Genomic DNA, 18,611 nt, shown 5'->3' with positions numbered 1-18,611 from the left:
GGTGGCCGGGCGCGGTCCCGGCCACCCGTCATCCTATTCGATCGCGCCGCCGATCATGCGGGCGAGGCGGGCGGAAAAGGCGCGCGGATCGGCCGGCAATTCGCCATCCGCGATCCGCGCCTCGTCAAGCAGCAGCCATGCGGCGTCCGCGCGCAGATCGCTGCCGTCGGGCAGCGTGCCGAGTTTGACGATGAGGTCATGGCGGGGATTGATCTCCAGCACCGGCCTGGCCGCATTGTCGATCCGTCCGGCCCCCGCCAGCAGCTTTTCAAGCTGGCGGTCCATCGCATTGTCCGGCGCGACCAGGCAGACGGCGCTTTCCGTCAGCCGTTCCGATGCGCGGACGTCGGAGACCGCCTCGCCCAGCACATCCCTGGCATAGGCGATGAAGCCGTCCACCTCCGCCGATGCCTCTGCGGCGGGCGTCTCGCCCTCTGCCAGCGGGATCAGGCTGAGGTCGGCCAGGCCCTGCGTCACGGACTTGAACGGCTTGCCCTGATAATCGACGCCGGCCGTGACCCAGAAGCTGTCGACCTGGTCGGTGAGCAGCAGCACCTCGATCCCGCGGGCGCGGAAGCCTTCGAGCTGGGGAGAGGAGGCGAGCCGGTCGAGATCGGCGCCGGTGGCATAGTAGATCGCGGTCTGATTGTCCTTGATCGCCTCGACATAGTCCTTGAGCGAGCGCCAGCCTTCCCCCGACGCCGTGCTTTTGAAACGGGCGAGGCCGAGCAGCGCCTCCTGCCGGGCGAAATCCTCGTACAGCCCTTCCTTCAGCACCGCGCCGAAATTGTCCCAGAATTTGAGATAGGCTTCACCATCCTTCTGGGCCAGCTTGTCCAGTTCGGAAAGGATGCGGTTCGCGACGCCCTTCTGGACCGCGGCGAGGACCGGGCTTTCCTGGATCATCTCGCGCGAGACGTTGAGCGGCAGGTCGTTGCTGTCGACCAGCCCGCGCACGAAGCGCAGGTAGCGCGGCAATATCTGCGCCTCGTCGGTGATGAAGACCCGGCGGACATAGAGCTTCATCCGCCCGGCGCGGTCCGGATCGAACAGGTCGAAGGGGCGCATGGAGGGGAGAAAGGCGAGAACCGAATATTCGTGCAGCCCCTCCGCGCGATAATGGAGCGTCAGCGCGGGCTCATCGAACTGTCCGGCGGTGCTGCGGTAGAAGTCGGTATATTCCTCCGCCGTGATGTCGGACCTGGGGCGGGTCCAGAGCGCCGCGCCGTCCGCGATCTGCTTTTCCTCCGCATCCGGCTTTTCCTTGAGGAAGATGGGGACGGGGACATGGCCCGACTGCGCGGTGACGATGCGCTGGGTGGTGAATGGCTCGGTATAGCTGGCGGCGTCTTCCTTCAGATGGAGGACGATGCGGGTGCCGCGAGCGGGCGCGTCAGCGATGTCGACAAGCTGGATGGTGTAGCTGCCAAGGCCGTCCGACGCCCAATGCGCGGCGACATCGGCCCCGGCGCGGCGGGAAAAGACATCCACCCTGTCCGCGACCATGAAGGCGGAATAGAAGCCGACGCCGAACTGCCCGATCAGTTGCGCGCCTTCCCCTTCCTTGGCGCCTTCCCTGACCGCCGCGACGCGCTCCATGAAGGCGCGCGTGCCGGATCGGGCGATGGTGCCGAGCGCTTCGGCCAGCTCCACCTCGCTCATGCCGATGCCATTATCCTCGACGATGAGCTGCCGCGCTTCGGGATCGAGCGTGACGGTGATGCGCGGCTGGCCGTCGTCCCCGGCAAGCGCGGGATCGCTCAGCAGTTCGTAGCGCAGCTTTTCGCAGGCGTCGGCCGCGTTCGAGATCAACTCGCGCAGGAAGACGTCCTTGTCCGAATAGACCGAGTGCACCATCATGTGCAGCAGGCGGGCGACGTCGGCCTCGAAGGAACGGGTTTCGGGTGCGGTGCCGGTCGTGGTGGTCATGGCAGTATCGAAATCTCTCCCCAGTGGAATCCGAACCGCCAGATGGCGGGACAGGGGACAGCTTTCAAGGCCTGCCGCCCTGCCTTCCCCTATATGAGGGGAAAGCAGGATCGGGGAAATGGATCAGTGGCGTTGCAATTGCAGGGCCTTGGCCTGGTACCGCACGGCCAGTTCGGCATGGACGGCGATCATCACGCCCTTGTCGCCGCGCTGCTTGGCTTCGCTCGCCTTGCGGATTTCTTCCCTGGCCCGGGCTTCGAAATAGGACGCATCATCATGGCGGGACACGGGCTCTCTCCTTGTCGTTGCCAGGCGATCATAGCTGGAGCGGGCGGGGCCGCCCATCACTCAGGTTAGTCGGAATCGGCGTTTCGAAGCTGGCATGCACCGTGGACAGGCGCTGCCGGAAACAGGCCGGCCGAAGGGGGGAGGCTTCGGCCGGCGGTCCGCAGCCGTCAGGCCGGCACGAGTTGGATGACGCGCGGCTTGGCCGGCGGAAGGCCGCCATTCCCCGCCTCCTTCAACAATTCTTCCTTGCGCGCCAGCATCGCGTCGCGAAGCCGGATCAGGTCCACATCGGTCTTCCGGCATTGGGCGAACATGCCCTCGCCACGCATTTCCTCCTCATGCACATGGTGCTTGATCTCTTCGGACAGCACCTTGACCTTGGCGTCGAAAAAATCGTCGGAAGGATCGCCTTCCTCTATGTCGTTGACGAGCAGCTTGGCTCCGTCATGCTCGACATAGGCCTCGTCCAGCGTATCGTCCTCTATCTTGCCGCGGAAGGCGGGGTAGAAGATTTCCTCCTCGATCAGCGTGTGGATCTTGAGTTCCAGGCAGATCTGCCGCGCCAGCGTCTTCTTGCGCGCGGGCGATCCGGCCTTTTCGAACTGCTCGAACAGATCCTCCACCTTGCGGTGGTCGGCTTTCAGAAGGGCGATCGCGTCGGTGAACTGCTGATTGGCCATGGTCTTCCTCCTCCGTGGGCGTTGCTTCCGGTGGAAGTCGCCAGTCATGCGTCGGTTCCAAGCGAACCGTTCGCAAGAGCGGAATCTGCCCGTCCGGATCGCGAAAAGGGTCAGTCGGAACGTCTGCCGGCCGGTGATCCGCTGCCTTCCTCCCGCCCGGCTCGGCTGTCCTCTTCCTCGCCCCGCCGCGTCATGGTGCGTGGGTCGTAATTGGATGGTATGGCGCCGCCGCTCAGCGGATCGCGATCCGGCTCCCGGTCCAACGTGTCGCTGGGGCGGCGGGCTGCGCCTTCGGGCTGGTTCTCCGTAGAGATGTTCGGATCGCGCGTATGTTCGGTGGGCAGGGAACGCGTCTTTCGGGGCTCGTCCATGATGTTCTCCTTTTTCAGGCCAGTTTCCTCAGGCCAGTTTCAGCCCCTCCTGGTTCATCCGCCGGGTCAGGCGGCTCACGGCTTGCGGATCGAGCGCCTGTTTCAGCCGGGGGAAAAGCTCATCCTCCTCCTTGCGCATATGGTCCTGGATGTCGGCGCGGAACGCCGCCAGCTTGCTCCGGAACCCCGCATCATCCTGTACCAGATCGCTCAGGTCGTAGAGATATTGCTTCACATAGCCATGGTCGCCGTTCAGCGCGTCGGCCTCTTCCTTAAGGCCCGCCGCGCGCATGGCGGGATAGACGGCGTTCTCCTCCTCCAGCGCATGCTTGCCGAGCGCATGCTTGAGCTGCATCAACAGCATCCTGCGCTTGCCGCCCGGCTGTGTCTCGCCCAGCTTGTCGAACAGGACGAGCGTCATGGCATGTTCCGCCGCCAGCGCCCGGTCCCAATCGCCGGCCAGCGCTGTCGGAGCCTGAACCGCCAGCTTTCGTCCGACCATGCCGAGCAGCGCCAGGCTGGCGCCGATGCCGGCCCCGATCAATGTCCCGCCGCTTCTGAAATGCGCCTGCTTCATGATCTTCTCCTCCGGGTCTCCTGCCCGTGACAACGAGGGGCCGTCAGCCCCTGTTCCCCGGCTTGCGGCAGGACTTACCCATGTTAGCAAACCGGCGTTTTGCCGCTTTTCGGCTGGGTCGGGCGGAACGGCGGAGCGGATGAACTGGTTGCTGTCTGACCTTTCAAGGAGGGTCAGCATGAGTGATGACGCACCGCTTACCACAGCGAAACAGGATGATGCGGCGGCGCAGGCCGCCGACAGCCTGGTGGAAGCGAAGGGCGACGATCTGATCGGCAAGACGGTGACGATCGACCGGCCGCGGGAGGAGCTATATGCCTTCTGGCGCGACGTCGGCAATCTTCCGCTGTTTCTGGAAAATGTCGTCGCTGTCGAACCTCTGGACGATCGCCGTTCCCGCTGGGTGGTGAAGGCGCCCGCCGGAAGCACCGTCGAATGGGTATCCGCCATTACGGAGGATCGCCCGGGCGAAACCATCGCCTGGGCTTCCGAGGAGGGCGCGGACGTGCCCAATAGCGGCCGCGTGGATTTTCGCGATGCGCCGGGCGGCCGGGGATGCTGGGTGACGGCGACGATCCTCTATGATCCGCCCGGCGGCTTCATCGGCAAGGCCATCGCCAAGATGTTCCAGCGCGAACCGGCCATCCAGGCGCGCCGCGACCTGCGGCGCTTCAAGCAACTGATGGAAACCGGCGAGATCGCGACCAGCGCGCGCAACCGCCGTGAATATGAAGAGGAAGGCACCTGATGCGCGCGCTCACATGGCATGGCAAGCATGACGTCCGGGTCGAAACCGTGGACGATCCCGAAATCGTCAATCCCCGCGACGCGATCATCCGCATCACTTCCACCGCGATCTGCGGATCGGACCTGCATCTCTATGACGGCTATATCCCGACGATGAAGGCGGGGGACATATTGGGCCACGAATTCATGGGCGAAGTGGTGGAGACAGGGCCGGGTTCGACGCTGAAGAAGGGGCAGCGGGTGGTCGTGCCCTTCACCATATCCTGTGGAAGCTGCTTCCATTGCGGCAAGCATCAATATTCGGCCTGCGACAACGGCCTGCCCGCCGACAATCAGGACATCGCCCAGGCGATCTACGGACAGCCCATGGCGGGCCTGTTCGGATACAGCCACATGACGGGCGGCTATGCGGGGGGACAGGCGGAATATGTTCGCGTCCCCTTTTCCGATGTCGGTCCCATCGTCGTCCCGGATGGGGTGGACGACGACAAGGTGCTGTTCCTGTCCGACATCCTGCCGACCGGCTGGATGGCCGCCGAAAATGCGCAGATCGAGCCGGGTGACACCGTCGCCGTCTGGGGCTGCGGCCCCGTCGGCCTGTTCGCGGTGCAGTCCGCCTTCCTCATGGGGGCGGAGCGGGTGATCGCCATCGACCATTTCCCCCACCGGCTGGAACTCGCCCGCCGCTTCGGCGCGGAGACGATCAATTATGAGGAAAGCAAGACCTATGAAGCGCTGATGGAGATGACCGGCGGCATCGGCCCCGACGCCTGCATCGATGCCGTCGGGCTGGAGGCGCATGGCTTCTTCGCGGACAATGTCTGGGACCAGATCAAGGTGGCGACCTTCATGGGAACCGACCGCGCCCATTCGATCCGGCAGGCGATCCTCGCCTGCCGCAAGGGCGGGCGGGTTTCCATGCCGGCGGTCTATGGCGGCTTCGTCGACAAATTCCCGCTGGGCGCCTTCATGGAGAAGGGGCTGACGCTGAAGACCGGCCAGACCCATGTGCAGCATTATATGCCCGGCCTGCTGAACGCGATCATGGAGGACAAGATCGATACGACCTTCCTGATCAGCCACCGCCTGCCGCTGGAGCAGGCGGCGGAGGGCTATCGCATGTTCCACGACAGGCAGAACGAAGTGACCAAGATCGTCCTGAAGCCGGGCATGCAGCCCGCCCGGGACGCCTGAAAGGAGAAGCATATGGCTTCGCAGAAATTCGCGATCGTGACCGGTGCGTCGACCGGCATCGGCTTCGAACTTGCGCATCTCGCCGCGCAGGACGGCTATGATCTGCTGGTGGTGGCGGACGAACCGCTGATCCATGCGGCGGCGGACGACTTTCGGCGTCACGGCGTCGATGTGCAGGCGGTGGAGTCCGACCTTTCCACCATGGAAGGGGTGGACCGCCTGATCACCTGTACCGGCGGGCGGCGGGTCGACCTGCTTTGCGCCAATGCGGGGCGGGGTTTGGGCCATGCCTTTCTGGAGCAGGACGTGGCCGACTGGCGCCGGGTGATCGACACCAACATCACGGGCACCGTTTACCTGCTCCAGCAGATATTGCGGCCGATGGTCGCCCGGAATGCGGGCAAGGTGCTGGTCACCGGATCGATCGCCGGCTTCATGCCCGGCTCCTTCCAGGCGGTCTATAATGGCACAAAGGCCTTCATCGACAGTTTCGCCGATGCGGTCCGGAACGAGATCAAGGATGCCGATGGCGTCACCATCACCAACCTGATGCCCGGCCCGACGGAGACCGAGTTCTTCGACCGCGCCGAGATGCTGGACACCAAGGTCGGCGCGGACGAGAAGGACGATCCGGCCAAGGTCGCCAGGGACGGCTGGGACGCGCTGATCGACGGGAAGGCGCATATCGTATCCGGCTGGAAGAACAAGCTGCAGGCCGCCGCCGCGCATGTCACGCCGGCGGGCGTACTGGCGGAGCGGCATCGCAAGATGGCCGAACCCGGCACTGCCGAAAAAGTGGAAGCGAGCGATGGATCGGAATGACCGCGATCATGCGCCCGAAAAGGCGCGGACGCCCAAGGGACCGCTGGGCGACGCCCTGCCCGGGCGCGAAGAGGAAGACCCCCGGACGACCGGTGGGCAGGATCAGGAACGGGTAGAGGATCGTCCGGTGGTCGGGCAGGTGAAGCCGGAGGATTATCCGGAAAAGGACAGGCGCGATTCCACGCCCTGATCGTGCATCAGGGCAGGGCAGCCGCCATTGGCTGCTCCATCAAGACCGCTGTTTCCTCATGCGCCCGATAGATGGCGGCGTAACGTCCGCCGCTTTCCAGCAGCGAGCGGTGCGATCCGATTTCCCGCACCCCGCCATTTTCGATGACGGCGATGCGGTGGGCAGACCGGATGGTTTCCAGGCGATGGGCGATGACGATGGAGGTTCGCCCCTCGCACAGCACCCGCAAGGCCCGCTGGATGCGCCTTTCGGTGCTGACGTCGATGGCGGAGGTCGCCTCATCCAGGATCAGCACTGATGGATCGGCGAGATAGGCGCGTACAAGGCAAACCAGTTGCCGCTGTCCCTGACTGAGCTGGCTGCCGAGCGGACCGACATGGGTCGCATAGCCGTGGGGCAAAGCATCGAGCACTTCATCCGCGCCTATGCGCTTCGATGCCGCGATCAGTTCTTCGTCGCTGGCCTCGGGCCTCGCGAGGCGGAGATTTTCTAGCACCGTTCCGCCGAAAAGGACATTGTCCTGAAGCACGACGCCGATATGGCGGCGCAGGCTGCGTTCGGAAACGGCGCGAATATCCTGCCCGTCCAGGAAGATCGACCCTTCGTCCACATCGTAGAAACGGGTCAGTAACTGGACCAGCGTGCTTTTGCCATGGCCGGTCGGACCGACGATCGCCAATAGCTCGCCCGCTTCTATATCCAGGCTGAGGTCGCGAATGACGGGCTGGCCGGGGCGATAGCCGAAACGGACATTGCGGAACTCGATCCGGCCCTCCACCGCGTCGAGGACGGCGGCATCGGTCCGGTCCACGATGTCGGGTTGCGTATCGAGCAGCAGGAAGACGCGCTGGGCGCAGGCGGTGCCGTTGGCGAAACGTTCGAAAAGGTCGCTGAATTCCTGCAGGGGCGCAAGGAAGAGGAAAACGTAGAACAGGCTTTGCGTCAGTTCGCCCAGTGTGAGCGTGCCGAGCGCGATGCCGCGTCCGCCAACGACCAGCGTCAGCGCCAGGCCCGCCGTGGTGAGCAGGCCGGTAAAGGGCGCGAACCATCCCGAGCGGACGGAGCCGTAGATCAGGGAGGAATTGAAGTCCTCCAGCAGCCTTTGATATTTAGCCAGATTTTCCTGCTCGCGGCCCGATTGCTTGATCAGACGGACGGCAGCCACGGTCTCGACCAGATGGGCGGTGAAGCGGCTGCGGTTTTCGGCCACCTTGGCCCAACTGCGCTGCGCCACGCGCTTGAAGAGGAAGGTGGCGGCGATCAGGACAGGCACCACCGCCACCAGCCCCGCGAGCAGCACCGGCGCGATCAGCCACAGCAGGAAGCCGGACAGGCACAGCCGCAACAGGGCGGAGAGGAATTCCGGCGGCCCCTGGATCAGCAGCGGTTCCAGCGTGTCGACGTCGCGGTCTGCGCGGGCGATGATGCGGCCCGCCTTGGTGCGGTCGAAATAGCCGACGCTGAGCGTCTGGACATGGGCGAAGACGCGGGTGCGCAGGTCGTTGAGCAGGCGGATCGCCGCGATCCCGGCGCAATATTGCGACAGGCCGCCCAGCGCGAAACGCACGGCCCAGCTTGCCGCCAGCCCGGCGCAGGCCCAGGCGATCAGCGGCGCGTCGACGCCGCCTCCGGCCTTGGTCTCGGCATGGCGCAGCCCCTGGTCGATGACGAGGCCGATCAGCAGCGGCCGGGCGAAGATCGCCAGCACCTGCACCATCTCTATGCCGATGACAGCCGCGATGGGCCGCCAGATCGGCGCGAGCAGCGGGATCAGCCGTTCGACCACGCTCTGGTTCAGGCTGCGCTGGGAGAATTTCTCCTCCAGCTCGATGTCGGACAGGGCGCTGTCGCCTCTGAATGCGTTCATCTGTCTTACAGTCCCATCAGGTCGCGATAGGCCGCGCTGTCCTGCGACAATTGCTTATGTGTGCCCTCCGCGACGATCCGGCCGCCGCTCAGCACCGCCACCCGGTCGGCGGCGAGCGCGGTCGACAGGCGGCTGGCGACGATCAGCAGAGTGACCGGGCGTTCGGCGCGGAGCTTGCGGATATTGTCGATGGCCCGCCTTTCGGTCTGCGCGTCGAGGGCGCTGGTGGCGTCGTCCAGGATCAATATGTCCGCATCCGCCAGCAATGCGCGGGCAAGGCACACACGCTGGCGCTGGCCGCCCGAGAGGGTCGCCCCCCGGTCGCCCACCCGCGTTTCCAGCCCGTCCTCAAGGCGGGCCAGCAATTCGCCCGCCGCCGCCTTGTCCAGCGCCGCGCGCAACTCGTCGTCGGTCGCATCGGGCGCGCAGAGGCGCAGATTGGCGGCCAGCGTGTCGGAAAAGAGGAAGCTTTCCTGCGGCAGCACATGGACGCGGCGGCGCAACGCATGCAGGTCGCTCGTCCGCACGTCCCGCCAGCCGGTTTCCGCCGACCCCAGTTCGACGCGGCCCTCGTCCACCTCCACCAGCCGGGGGAGCAGGGCGGTGAGGATGCTCTTGCCCGATCCGGTCGCGCCGACCAGCGCCACCACCTCGCCCGGCCGCACGGCAAGGCTGAGGTCGCGCAGCACGGTCGCCCCATCGCCCAAGGGCGAGGCGGCGACATGCGACAGGCGGAAACCGATGGGGCCTTCGGGCAGCGGCGCACTGCCCGAATTGATGACCGGCTCCGCGTCCAGCACCTCCCAGATGCGCGCTGCCGAAGCGCGGGCGTCCGCGATCACTTGCAACAGGCGGCCGATGCTCTCGATCCGCAGGACCAGCGTGTTGACGACCAGCATCGCCGCCACCAGCGCGCCCAGGCCAAGCGCGCCATGCGCCACCATCCAGGCGCCCAGGCCCAGCACCCAGGCATGGGACAGGGCGATGATCGTCTGGGGCAGGGGAATGCGGCGGCAGGCGTGGCGGATCGCCGCCCGCGCCTCCACCCGGAACAGGTCGACATGGCGGCGGAAGCGATCGGCCCGCGCCTCGCCCAGGGAGAAGGCCTTGATGACGCGGACGCCGTTGACGCCTTCCGACAGGTCCTGCGTCACCGCGTCATAGGCATCCCCGATCCGCCGGTCGAGCGCCACCAGCGTGTCGGCTTCCGACCAGAGCAGGCCGATGCCGATCGCCAGCAGCACCAGCGGACCCAAGGCGAGCCAGGGCGAATAGAGCGCCAGCAGGCCAAGCGAGATGGTCACGATCAGCCCGGTTTCGAATATCTGCCGCCAGAAATTGATCAGCGCGTCGCGCACCTTGTCCGCGTCGCGGGTCATGCGCGTCACCATCTCGCCCACGCCATGGCGCCAGTGATAGGCAAGGTCGAGGCGCTGTATCTGCGTCAATATCCGCCCGCGCAGGATGGTCAGCAGCCGCTGGCCGATGGAGAGGGAGAGGAGGCCCGCGCCATATTGCACCGCCGCCCGCGCCAGCGAGAGGCCGATCAGCAGCGCGACCCAGAACCAGGCGCGGTCATAATGCAGCACCCCGTCCGGACCGGCAGCGACCAGCCTGCCATGCTGCGCTTCCTGCACGGCATGGCCGACCATCACCTGCTGGCCGACCAGCGCGACGTTGACGGCGGCCAGCAGCACCGCCGTCAGCGCGAACCGGCCCGGCATCTCGCCATAGATGGCAAGGCAGCGCAGCAACGGGCTGCCTTGCGGAAATCCTCTCTCCCCCATGGTTCCGTTCAGCTTGCGAGCGCGAGCGACTGCGCTGCTTCCAGCGGACGGGCGTCGATCCAGTCGCGCACGTCGAAGCTTTGCGGAATGAAGTTCCAGCGGTGCAGGAAGTTGGTGAAGTCCTGGATTGCCGTGACCGACTGTTCGGCAAGATCGGTCTTCAGCTTCGTCTGCGCGTCCTCGCCATAGGCGATGCTGACCCAATATTCGCTGCTGTTGGTTTCGCGGGCGAGATAACGGCGGACGTCGGAAGGATGCGACTGCGCCCAACGTTCGGCGCGCAGCACCTGCTCGACGATGGTGACGGCGGCGTCGAAATGATGGTCGATCAGATGCCCGTCCACCGCCAGCGTGCGCGGCGTGCCGTTGTTGGAGCGCACCAGCGGATCGGGATGGATGCCGGTGTCGATCACCGTCTTGAGCCCGAATTGATGCGCGATCTGGGCGCCGCTCGCGCCCTTCAGGAAGATCGCATCGACCTCGCCGCGCAGCAGGGCGATCAGTTCGAGATTATTGGCCCGCGCCCGGCTGGTGCTGCGCCCGTTCCAGGCGAGCGTGCCGCCGACCGTCTGCGCCTGCCCGTCGCTATAATGAGTCTCGATGTCCTGATCGACGATCTCGACGTCGGAGACTTCCAGTCCCTCCAGCCGCAGCGCATTTTCAAGGCCGCGAATGGCCTGGGCGCGGGTGAAGTCGATCTCGACATTCTTCCAGTTGGGCAGGCCGAAGCGGCGGCCCTTCAGGTCGCGCACCGTCTCTATGCCGGACTCCGGGCTGGCCAGGATCAACTGCGTCTCGTCCGCCCAGGACAGGCCGATGACCCGCGTGTCGCGGCCCCGCGCCTTCGCGCTGATCGCCGGGATATTGCCGCCATGGCGCACGCTGTTCTGGACGGTGTGCGAGAAATGCGACTCCCGCTTGGAAAAATCGCTGGATTCGAGCAGCGAGGACAGGCTGGTGCCCTGCGCGCGGAAGGCTTCCTCCAGCCAGCCCTGCTGGATGGCGATGCCAAGGCCGGTCGGCACCGGGCAGCGCGTGTACCAGAGCGTGTCGAGTGTGTTGCTCATTCGGCAATCCTTTCGATGTTGGTAGGATATGCTCCTGCGCGGGCAGGAGCAGGACAGTCCTAGGCGGCGGACTCCAGAACGGCTTCGGCGGGAGCGTGCCGCTCATTCGGATTCTCCGGACGCGGCAGGTTCAGATGCTCGCGCAGCGTCGTGCCCTCATATTCCGTCCGGAACAGCCCGCGCCGCTGGAGTTCCGGCACCACAAGGTCCACGAAATCCTCCAATGAACTCGGCAACAGCGGCGGGATCAGGTTGAAACCGTCGGCGGCGTCGCGCTCGAACCAGTCCTGTATCTGGTCGGCAATGTCGACCGGCGTGCCCAGCACCACCCGATGTCCGCGCACCGCGTTGAAGCGCAGGAAAAGCTGGCGGATGGTGAGATTCTCGCGCCGCGCCAGCGCGGTGAGCTGCCGCCAGCGGCCCTTGCCATTCTCCGGTTCCGGCAGGTCGGGCAGCGGGCCGTCGAGCGGATAGGCGCTGACGTCATGTCCCATCAGATTGAGGTCGCCGGAAAAATCGACCTTCTCCTCCAGCGCGCCGAACTTGTCCTGCGCCTCCTGAAGACTGGAGCCGATGGTGAAGGACAGGCCCGGCATCACTTTCAGCGTGTCGGGATCGCGCCCATAGCCCGCGACCCGCGCCCTCACATCCTTGTAGAAGGCCTGCGCATCCTCGATGAACTGGGCGGCGGCATAGATCATCTCGGCATGGCGGGCGGCGAAATCGCGGCCGACCTCCGAATTTCCGGCCTGCGCGAAGACCGGATAGCCCTGGATCGGGCGCGGCATGTCGAGCACGCTGTCGATGCCGTAATAGGGCCCGCGATAATGGACCGGGTGCACGGCGTCGGCATTGAGATAGATGCCGCTGTCCTTGTCCGCGCCCTCGAAGGCGTCGTCTTCCCAACTGTCCCACAGTGCCTTGGCCAGTTCCACAAAGTCATGGGCGCGGGCATAGCGTTCGGCGTGGCTGGCGGGCTGGTCGATGCCGAAGCTCTTCGCCGCGCCGTCCGCCAGCGAGGACACGATGTTCCAGCCGATCCGCCCGCCGCTGATATGGTCGAGCGAGGCGAAGCGCCGCGCCAGCGCATAGGGCTGTTCGAAATTGGTGTTCACCGTCGCCACCAGCCCGATATGGCTGGTGATGCTGGCCAGCGCGGCGGTTGCGGTCAGCGGTTCGAAATCGAGGAAAGCATGCCGCCGGGCGATCCCCTTGGTGCTGTCGCCGCTCTGCCCCACGAAATCCGCGAAGAAGGCGGCGTCCAGCTTGCCGCGCTCGGCGGTGCGGACGAGGCCGGCCCAATAGCGGAAATCGGGCTTGCCGGTATCGGCGGTGCCGGGTTGGCGCCAGGCGCCGGGATGATGGCCGTGGCGGGTCAGGAAAACGGCAAGCGCAAGCTGGCGCTTCTTCTGGGACATGGGATCGCTCCGGAAAGCGACGCCGCTGCTGGAGCATGGCGCGGTTGACCGGAACCAATCCCACCTCCGTTCGGGCTGCGCTTGCCGAAGCCCCTTACTTCTTCAGGAGAAGGAGGGCCCTTCGACAGGCTAAGGGCGAACGGGAGGGGTGCTGGTCCGATTAACCGCGCAAATGCGTCAGCAACGGCGCCGGACTTCAAACATCATTCGGCGGCTTGCGCGGTTTCAGGCAGATGGATCGTGCCGTCATCATCGACGCGGGCGTCGGGCGGCACCAGCTTGCCCATCTTCCACTGCTGCTCCAGCACGCCGGGGCCGAAGGGCTTTGACCCGCCGAGCGCCTGTCCCAATATCTGGAACTGCGCGCCTTCCTCCAGCAGCACGATGGTGTTGGTAAGGTCGCGCAGCCCCTTCCAGCTCCAGATGGTCGCGCCGCCATTGGCCTCCACGATGCCGGGGACTTCGCGATCCTGCTCGATCGCTTCCAGGATGAAGTCCGGCTCAGGCTGGCGGCGGTTGATATAGACCGGAAGCTGCGCGGTGAAGCGGAAGCGGCGGTTGGGCACGTACAGCAGCGGCAGTTCCGAATGCGCCTGCGAATAGGCGCCCAGATGCGGCGTGTGGACGTGGCTGATTGCCTGGAAGTCCGGATATTTCTTGAAGATCTTGAGGTAGCGCGCCGCCCCGCCCGGCGCGTTGCCCCAATAGAGGGTGCCGTCGAAGCCGATGACGCTGGTCACGGCCTGGTCGGGATCGTCCTCCCAAAGACCGGCATAGTTCAGCGTGATGATCTTGTCTTCGCCGGGGATGCGGACCGCGAAGAACAGGGTGCCGCTGGCCGAGATGGTATGGGTCTCGCGCAGGACGCGGAAGGCGCGGCGGGCGTCCTTCTCCGTCTGCAGCACGAAGCCGATCGTTTCCCTTGAAAGTCCGTTGGTGTCAGACATGCTTATTTCCTTTCAGGCTGGAATGGCGACAGGTTGGGGACGCTGGGCGTTGAGGGCGCGGGCGGCCTCCAGCGGCCGGGGATCGACCCAGTCGGACAGGGCGAAATCCGCATCGAGGAAGCCGTGGGTGAACAGGAACTTCTTCTGAAGGTCGAACAGGGCGAGCCGTTCGTCGTCCAATGTCGGGTGCAGCCCTTCGTGCAGCCGGGCATAGGCCTGGTCGACGGCCTGCGCGCTGCCCTCCGTCTCATATTCGAGGATGTCGCGCAGCCGGTCGGGCTGCTCCGCGACCCAATCGGCTGCGCGCAGGGTGACGGCCAGGAAGCGGACCAGCAGGTCGAAATGATCGTCGATCAGGCTCTGATGGACCGTGATCGGGCGAGGCGTGCCGTTGTTCACGCGAAAGCGCGGGTCGGGCAGGGCGTCGAGATCGATGGCGACGACCAGGCCGTTCTCCCGCGCCTGATCCAGCGCGGCGGCGCCCTTCACGTAGATGGCGTCGACCTTCCCCTCGACCAGCGCCTCGATCGGCCAGAGGCGGCCTACGCCGCTGCGCTGGCCCGACCCGCGTGGTTGCAGGTCGCGCCCGCTGCCGCCGATATTGCGCAGCCGGTCGGGCGTCTCGATCAGCTCCACATCGTCGAAGCTCAGCCCCGCCGACGCCAGGGCGCCCTTATAGCCCGCGAGCGACATGCCGCGCGCGATGCTGGTGCCGCGCACATGGCTGGGGATGTCGTTGTGGCTCCAGCCGGGCAGGGCCAGCCGCTTGCCCTTGAGATCGGCGGCGGAGCGGATGCCGGAATCCGGCCGCGCCAGGATGAGCTGGCTCTCCTCGATCCAGGTGAGGCCGATCAGCTTCGTCGGCTCGCCCTGGGCGCGGGCGGCGATGGCCAGCATGTTGCCGCCCTCACGGATCAGCGTGGGCAGGCGGTGGTCATAATGATGGCGGCCGAGTTCCGATCCCGACTCCTGCAAGGTGCGCAGCGTAATGCCGTCGCCCTCGAAGCTCTCGGTCAGCCAGCCTAGCTTGTAGGCGATGCCGGTGGCAGTCGGAACGGGGCAGCGGGTGAACCAGATCTCATCGGGCTGCTTGGCCTTTGTGGGGGCGCTGTCGGATAGGGTCGGCACGGCGGGCAAGTCTCCGGTTGTTGCCCGGGGAAAATCGCAAGACGTGTGCCAATCGGTAAAATTGCGGAATTATGCGGGATTTCAGAAAGGGACGCGGGCATGGGTGCGGCATATTGAACAGTCCCCTTGCTGCATTTTCACCGCCGTCAATGCTTCGGCTTCAGCGCCTCCGCCAGGGAAACGGTCGCGCTGCCCCGTCGCGCGGGCTGCGCCTGGCTGGGATCGGCCTTCCATCCGCTAAGATAGATGACGGCCATCTGCTCCGCCGTCCGCCCATCGATGTCGGCCGCCGCCGCGAAATGCTCCGTGGCCCCGATCAGAACGTCCCGCCGCAACGCGGGCGGCCGCGAAGCCAGCACATTGCCGGCCCCCATGCCCCGCAAGTCGCGCATCAGCCGCAATATATCGCCGTAGCGCACCGTCAGCACCTCGCCGTCCGCGACCGGCATGGTAAAGCCTGCCCGCGCCAGCAGATCACCCGCCGAGCGAACGTCGACCTGCGGATGGATATGCTGCCCCGCCCGGTCCCCTTCGCCCGTCATCAGCGCGGCGCGGAGTAGCGGCAGCGAGCCTGCGCCCGCGAAAGCAGCCAGCATCAGCCCGTCGGGGCGCAATATCCGCCGCATCAGGATCAGCGCGCCGGGCAGGTCGTTGACGCTGTCCAGCGTGCCGCAGGCGATCACCAGGTCGAAACTTTCATCGGCAAAGGGCAGGGCGTCTTCATCGGCCTGCACGCCGCCCTGCGCCTTCGCCGCCGCAAAGCCGGGGTCGGCGCAGACGACGCTCTTGCCCATCGCCTCCAGCGCGGCCCTCGCGCTGCCGTCGGGGCAGCCGATCACCAGCACTTCCTTCAGCTCGCGCTGCACGTCGCCCAGCCGGTCCAGCAGTTCGTCCAGCATCATGCGATAGAGGAAGTCATGCTCGGCAAAGCGCGCCATCATCCGGTCGCGCCTTTTGGCGCGCAGGGCTCGGTCGAAGATGTCGGGATTGGTCATCGGGGCCTTGTGCATGGGCGAAGGAGCGGGAACAAGGGAGATGATGTCCCTTGCCCTGCTTCACAAGAGCGTCCCGCTCCTCAAAACCACGCTCGGCCCGCTGGTCGATTATGCCCTGCCGCCACGCTGCCCCGGCTGCGGCGAGATCGTGGCTGCGGATGATGCCTTCTGCCTCGCCTGCTGGAGCGGGATGCGGTTCCTGGGCGCGCCCTGCTGCGCCCGCTGCGGGCTTCCCTTCGACTATGACCGCGGGGATGGCGCGGAATGCGGAGCCTGTCTGGCCGATCCGCCGCCCTATGACAGCGCGCGGGCGGTGCTGGCCTATGGCGATGTCGCCCGCACCGTGGCGCTGCGGCTGAAATATGGGCGGCGCATCGGTCTTGCGCGGCTGATTGCGAGGCAGATGGCGCGGCAGGTTCCGGCGGTGCGCGATGCCGTCATCGTGCCGGTGCCGCTGCACCGCTGGCGCTTGTGGTGGCGGGGCTTCAACCAGTCGGCGCTGATCGCCCGCCATCTGGCGCGGCTGACCGGCTTGCCGGTCGACAATCATGCGCTGCTCCGCACCCGCCGGACCCGGCCCCTGCGCGGCATGAGTCCGAAGACGCGGGCGAAGGCGGTGCGCGGCGCCTTCGCCCTGGCCCCGGGTCATATGCTCAAGGGGCGCGCCGTTCTGCTGATCGACGACGTGCAGACCAGCGGCGCAACGGCGGCCGCCTGCGCCCGGGCGCTGAAACGCGGCGGCGCGGCAAGCGTTCATCTGCTGTGCTGGGCGCGGGTGCTGCCGGACGGCGCCGATTGACAAACAGCCGCCGAACCACAATTTCGACGATCAAGGAGTAAGACATGGCGAAGGTCGAAATCTATACCAAGGCCTGGTGCGGCTATTGCGCCCGGGCGAAGGCGCTGCTGAACGGAAAGGGCGTGGCGTTCGAGGAATATGACATCACCATGGGCGGGCCCAGGCAGCAGGAAATGCTGGACCGCGCCAATGGCGGGACGACCGTGCCCCAGATTTTCATCGACGGCCGGCATATCGGCGGCAGCGACGACATGGCGATGCTTGAGCGGCAGGGCAAGCTCGACGCCCTGCTGGGGGCATAGGCCGGATGCGCGCCGCCATCTTCCAGATGACCAGCGGGATCGATCCCGCCGCCAATGCCACCGCCATCGCGGACATGGCTGCACGTGCCAAGGGGGAGGGGGCGGATATTCTCTTCACACCCGAAATGGCGGGCTATCTGGACCGCGACCGGCAAAGGGCGGCGGCGACCCTGCATTCGGAGGCGGACGACCCTGTCCTCGCCGCGGTGCGCAATGCGGCGGCGAAGCAGGGGCTGTGGGTGCATCTGGGCTCGACCCCGCTGAAGGATGAGCGGAGCGACGGGCGCTGGGCCAATCGCAGCTTCATGATCGACGATGGCGGCGCGATTCGGGCCCGCTACGACAAGATCCATCTGTTCGACGTCGATCTGGCGACGGGCGAAAGCTGGCGCGAATCGTCGGTCTATGGGCCGGGCGAGCGGGTCGTGGCGGTCGACACGCCCTGGGCCCGCATGGGATTGTCGGTCTGTTACGACATGCGCTTTCCCGATCTCTACCGGGCGCTCACCAACGCAGGCGCGACGGTGCTGCTGATGCCGGCTGCCTTCACCGTGCCGACAGGGAAGGCGCACTGGCACATATTGCTGCGGGCGCGCGCCATAGAGGCGGGATGCTTCGTCATCGCCGCCGCGCAGACGGGCCATCATGCGGATGGCCGCGACACCTATGGGCATAGCCTGATCGTCGACCCATGGGGGGACATGGTGCTCGACATGGGCGAGCAGGCGGGCCTTGCTCTTGCGGAGATCGACCTGTCGCGCATAGAGGACGTGCGCGGGCGGGTGCCCGCGCTCGCCAACCGGCGATCCCTGCCCATGGATGTGACGCTATCGTGATCGTTTTCGACCTCAAATGCGAATCCCAAGGCCATGTGTTCGAGGCGTGGTTCGGTTCCAGCGCCGATTATGAGGACCAGAAGGCGCGTGGGCTGCTCGCCTGCCCGCTTTGCGGCGACGGGCATGTCGGCAAGGCGGTGATGGCTCCCGCCGTCGCTGCCAAGGGGAACAGCCGGCCGGAAACCATGCCGCAGATCGCTTCTTCGGGCGATGCTTCGATCACCATGGGTGCGGGCGAGGAAGCGAAAATGCGCGAACTGGTGCTTGCGCTGGCGAAGGCGCAGCAGAAGGCGCTGGAGGATTCGACCTGGGTCGGGCGCGACTTCGCGGAACAGGCGCGCGCCATGCATTATGGCGAGCAGGATCGCACCAGCATCCATGGCGAAGTGGCCCTGAGCGAGGCCCGGGCCTTGATCGCGGAGGGCGTGGAGGTTGCGCCGCTGCCTTTTCCGGTCATTCCCCCCGACGCGAAGAATTGACCGCGCCGCTCTCTCGCAATAGAGCCGTCACCGGGCACCCGTAGCTCAGCAGGATAGAGCATCAGATTCCTAATCTGAGGGCCGTGGGTTCGAATCCCGCCGGGTGCACCACGCATTCTCGTATTACGAGGCCTTTTAGGCAGTGCCTGTGCCGGGCCTCGAAAATGGCGCAGTTCCGCGCCATTCTG

The 18,611-nt window shown here is 66.0% G+C and carries 20 protein-coding genes and 1 tRNA gene; 9 read left to right on the top strand and 12 right to left on the bottom strand.

Going from position 1 to position 18,611, the window contains the following annotated elements:
* Window positions 1-33: 33 nt before the first annotated feature.
* From htpG to H5V43_RS09325, 5 genes are all read right to left on the bottom strand, one after another.
* On the bottom strand, window positions 34-1,929 hold the full coding sequence (gene htpG / locus H5V43_RS09345) for a molecular chaperone HtpG (protein WP_099186024.1): 1,896 nt from the start codon (window positions 1,927-1,929) through the stop codon (window positions 34-36).
* A gap of 123 nt (window positions 1,930-2,052) precedes the next feature.
* On the bottom strand, window positions 2,053-2,217 hold the full coding sequence (locus tag H5V43_RS09340) for a hypothetical protein (protein ID WP_165363302.1): 165 nt from the start codon (window positions 2,215-2,217) through the stop codon (window positions 2,053-2,055).
* A 167-nt stretch (window positions 2,218-2,384) separates the two neighbouring features.
* Window positions 2,385-2,897: a hemerythrin domain-containing protein gene (locus H5V43_RS09335; protein WP_025547760.1), complete on the bottom strand. Its 513-nt coding sequence runs from the start codon at window positions 2,895-2,897 to the stop codon at window positions 2,385-2,387.
* Window positions 2,898-3,007: 110 nt separating this feature from the next.
* Window positions 3,008-3,268, bottom strand: coding sequence for a hypothetical protein (locus H5V43_RS09330; RefSeq protein WP_025547758.1), 261 nt, complete (start codon window positions 3,266-3,268; stop codon window positions 3,008-3,010).
* 28 nt (window positions 3,269-3,296) lie between these two features.
* Window positions 3,297-3,845 (bottom strand): hemerythrin domain-containing protein, encoded by a 549-nt coding sequence (locus H5V43_RS09325; protein WP_025547756.1) that lies wholly within the window; start codon window positions 3,843-3,845, stop codon window positions 3,297-3,299.
* Between the two features lie 178 nt (window positions 3,846-4,023).
* Between H5V43_RS09325 and H5V43_RS09320 the strand changes: the two genes are divergently transcribed.
* The 4 genes from H5V43_RS09320 to H5V43_RS09305 are packed head-to-tail and all read left to right on the top strand — an operon-like array spanning window position 4,024 to window position 6,798.
* A complete protein-coding gene (locus tag H5V43_RS09320; protein ID WP_025547755.1) occupies window positions 4,024-4,593 on the top strand; it encodes an SRPBCC family protein in 570 nt (189 codons plus the stop codon).
* Window positions 4,593-5,786 carry a zinc-dependent alcohol dehydrogenase gene (locus tag H5V43_RS09315; RefSeq protein WP_025547753.1) on the top strand — a complete coding sequence of 398 codons (1,194 nt, stop codon included), beginning with the start codon at window positions 4,593-4,595 and terminating at the stop codon, window positions 5,784-5,786. Before H5V43_RS09320 ends, H5V43_RS09315 begins: the two co-directional genes overlap by 1 nt.
* Window positions 5,787-5,798: 12 nt before the next feature.
* The gene (locus tag H5V43_RS09310; RefSeq protein WP_025547752.1) at window positions 5,799-6,608 is read left to right on the top strand and encodes an SDR family NAD(P)-dependent oxidoreductase; all 810 of its coding nucleotides are present in this window, start codon (window positions 5,799-5,801) and stop codon (window positions 6,606-6,608) included.
* Window positions 6,595-6,798, top strand: coding sequence for a hypothetical protein (locus H5V43_RS09305; protein WP_025547750.1), 204 nt, complete (start codon window positions 6,595-6,597; stop codon window positions 6,796-6,798). The genes H5V43_RS09310 and H5V43_RS09305 overlap by 14 nt, the downstream gene beginning before the upstream one ends.
* 7 nt (window positions 6,799-6,805) lie before the next feature.
* Here the strand turns inward: H5V43_RS09305 and H5V43_RS09300 are convergent, their stop codons facing one another.
* The 7 genes from H5V43_RS09300 to H5V43_RS09270 all read right to left on the bottom strand — a co-directional run bounded on the left by H5V43_RS09300 (window position 6,806) and on the right by H5V43_RS09270 (window position 16,007).
* Window positions 6,806-8,665 carry an ABC transporter ATP-binding protein gene (locus H5V43_RS09300; protein WP_025547748.1) on the bottom strand — a complete coding sequence of 620 codons (1,860 nt, stop codon included), beginning with the start codon at window positions 8,663-8,665 and terminating at the stop codon, window positions 6,806-6,808.
* A gap of 5 nt (window positions 8,666-8,670) precedes the next feature.
* A complete protein-coding gene (locus H5V43_RS09295; RefSeq protein ID WP_037481718.1) occupies window positions 8,671-10,452 on the bottom strand; it encodes an ABC transporter ATP-binding protein in 1,782 nt (593 codons plus the stop codon).
* Between the two features lie 8 nt (window positions 10,453-10,460).
* Window positions 10,461-11,519 (bottom strand): ABC transporter substrate-binding protein, encoded by a 1,059-nt coding sequence (locus H5V43_RS09290; RefSeq protein ID WP_025547746.1) that lies wholly within the window; start codon window positions 11,517-11,519, stop codon window positions 10,461-10,463.
* 59 nt (window positions 11,520-11,578) lie between these two features.
* Window positions 11,579-12,937: an LLM class flavin-dependent oxidoreductase gene (locus H5V43_RS09285; RefSeq protein ID WP_025547745.1), complete on the bottom strand. Its 1,359-nt coding sequence runs from the start codon at window positions 12,935-12,937 to the stop codon at window positions 11,579-11,581.
* Window positions 12,938-13,140: 203 nt separating this feature from the next.
* Window positions 13,141-13,884 carry a class II aldolase/adducin family protein gene (locus H5V43_RS09280; protein WP_037481715.1) on the bottom strand — a complete coding sequence of 248 codons (744 nt, stop codon included), beginning with the start codon at window positions 13,882-13,884 and terminating at the stop codon, window positions 13,141-13,143.
* 12 nt (window positions 13,885-13,896) lie between these two features.
* Window positions 13,897-15,012 carry an ABC transporter substrate-binding protein gene (locus tag H5V43_RS09275; protein ID WP_037481733.1) on the bottom strand — a complete coding sequence of 372 codons (1,116 nt, stop codon included), beginning with the start codon at window positions 15,010-15,012 and terminating at the stop codon, window positions 13,897-13,899.
* 146 nt (window positions 15,013-15,158) lie between these two features.
* The gene (locus tag H5V43_RS09270; protein ID WP_025547740.1) at window positions 15,159-16,007 is read right to left on the bottom strand and encodes a class I SAM-dependent methyltransferase; all 849 of its coding nucleotides are present in this window, start codon (window positions 16,005-16,007) and stop codon (window positions 15,159-15,161) included.
* Window positions 16,008-16,047: 40 nt separating this feature from the next.
* On the opposite strand from H5V43_RS09270, the gene H5V43_RS09265 reads away from it, so the two are divergent.
* The 5 genes from H5V43_RS09265 (at window position 16,048) to H5V43_RS09245 (ending at window position 18,534) form a co-directional block, all read left to right on the top strand.
* Window positions 16,048-16,806, top strand: a complete 759-nt coding sequence (locus tag H5V43_RS09265; RefSeq protein ID WP_025547738.1) for a ComF family protein — start codon at window positions 16,048-16,050, stop codon at window positions 16,804-16,806.
* A 44-nt stretch (window positions 16,807-16,850) separates the two neighbouring features.
* The gene (gene grxC, locus H5V43_RS09260) at window positions 16,851-17,108 is read left to right on the top strand and encodes a glutaredoxin 3 (protein WP_025547737.1); all 258 of its coding nucleotides are present in this window, start codon (window positions 16,851-16,853) and stop codon (window positions 17,106-17,108) included.
* A gap of 5 nt (window positions 17,109-17,113) precedes the next feature.
* Window positions 17,114-17,944, top strand: coding sequence for a carbon-nitrogen hydrolase family protein (locus H5V43_RS09255; RefSeq protein ID WP_025547735.1), 831 nt, complete (start codon window positions 17,114-17,116; stop codon window positions 17,942-17,944).
* Window positions 17,941-18,423 carry a DUF1178 family protein gene (locus H5V43_RS09250; RefSeq protein ID WP_025547733.1) on the top strand — a complete coding sequence of 161 codons (483 nt, stop codon included), beginning with the start codon at window positions 17,941-17,943 and terminating at the stop codon, window positions 18,421-18,423. Before H5V43_RS09255 ends, H5V43_RS09250 begins: the two co-directional genes overlap by 4 nt.
* Window positions 18,424-18,457: 34 nt before the next feature.
* Window positions 18,458-18,534 (top strand) — tRNA-Arg (locus tag H5V43_RS09245).
* The last annotated feature ends 77 nt before the right edge of the window (window positions 18,535-18,611 follow it).

It is taken from the genome of Sphingobium fuliginis, assembly GCF_015074805.1.
GTDB classification, from domain to species: Bacteria; Pseudomonadota; Alphaproteobacteria; order Sphingomonadales; family Sphingomonadaceae; genus Sphingobium; species Sphingobium fuliginis.
The sequence above is the reverse complement of the archived record's forward strand: the minus strand, read 5'-3'. Positions and strand labels throughout refer to the sequence as shown.

Excerpts from the sequence above, each read along its gene's own strand:
- H5V43_RS09335 (WP_025547760.1), bottom strand. The coding sequence starts at position 2,897 with ATGGCCAATCAGCAGTTCACCGACGCGATCGCCCTTCTGAAAGCCGAC.
- H5V43_RS09300 (WP_025547748.1), bottom strand. The coding sequence starts at position 8,665 with ATGAACGCATTCAGAGGCGACAGCGCCCTGTCCGACATCGAGCTGGAG.
- H5V43_RS09255 (WP_025547735.1), top strand. The coding sequence starts at position 17,114 with ATGCGCGCCGCCATCTTCCAGATGACCAGCGGGATCGATCCCGCCGCC.
- H5V43_RS09315 (WP_025547753.1), top strand. The coding sequence starts at position 4,593 with ATGCGCGCGCTCACATGGCATGGCAAGCATGACGTCCGGGTCGAAACC.
- H5V43_RS09320 (WP_025547755.1), top strand. The coding sequence starts at position 4,024 with ATGAGTGATGACGCACCGCTTACCACAGCGAAACAGGATGATGCGGCG.
- H5V43_RS09265 (WP_025547738.1), top strand. The coding sequence starts at position 16,048 with ATGATGTCCCTTGCCCTGCTTCACAAGAGCGTCCCGCTCCTCAAAACC.
- H5V43_RS09270 (WP_025547740.1), bottom strand. The coding sequence starts at position 16,007 with ATGACCAATCCCGACATCTTCGACCGAGCCCTGCGCGCCAAAAGGCGC.
- grxC (WP_025547737.1), top strand. The coding sequence starts at position 16,851 with ATGGCGAAGGTCGAAATCTATACCAAGGCCTGGTGCGGCTATTGCGCC.
- H5V43_RS09305 (WP_025547750.1), top strand. The coding sequence starts at position 6,595 with ATGGATCGGAATGACCGCGATCATGCGCCCGAAAAGGCGCGGACGCCC.
- H5V43_RS09325 (WP_025547756.1), bottom strand. The coding sequence starts at position 3,845 with ATGAAGCAGGCGCATTTCAGAAGCGGCGGGACATTGATCGGGGCCGGC.
- H5V43_RS09310 (WP_025547752.1), top strand. The coding sequence starts at position 5,799 with ATGGCTTCGCAGAAATTCGCGATCGTGACCGGTGCGTCGACCGGCATC.
- H5V43_RS09330 (WP_025547758.1), bottom strand. The coding sequence starts at position 3,268 with ATGGACGAGCCCCGAAAGACGCGTTCCCTGCCCACCGAACATACGCGC.
- H5V43_RS09285 (WP_025547745.1), bottom strand. The coding sequence starts at position 12,937 with ATGTCCCAGAAGAAGCGCCAGCTTGCGCTTGCCGTTTTCCTGACCCGC.
- htpG (WP_099186024.1), bottom strand. The coding sequence starts at position 1,929 with ATGACCACCACGACCGGCACCGCACCCGAAACCCGTTCCTTCGAGGCC.
- H5V43_RS09295 (WP_037481718.1), bottom strand. The coding sequence starts at position 10,452 with ATGGGGGAGAGAGGATTTCCGCAAGGCAGCCCGTTGCTGCGCTGCCTT.
- H5V43_RS09290 (WP_025547746.1), bottom strand. The coding sequence starts at position 11,519 with ATGAGCAACACACTCGACACGCTCTGGTACACGCGCTGCCCGGTGCCG.
- H5V43_RS09280 (WP_037481715.1), bottom strand. The coding sequence starts at position 13,884 with ATGTCTGACACCAACGGACTTTCAAGGGAAACGATCGGCTTCGTGCTG.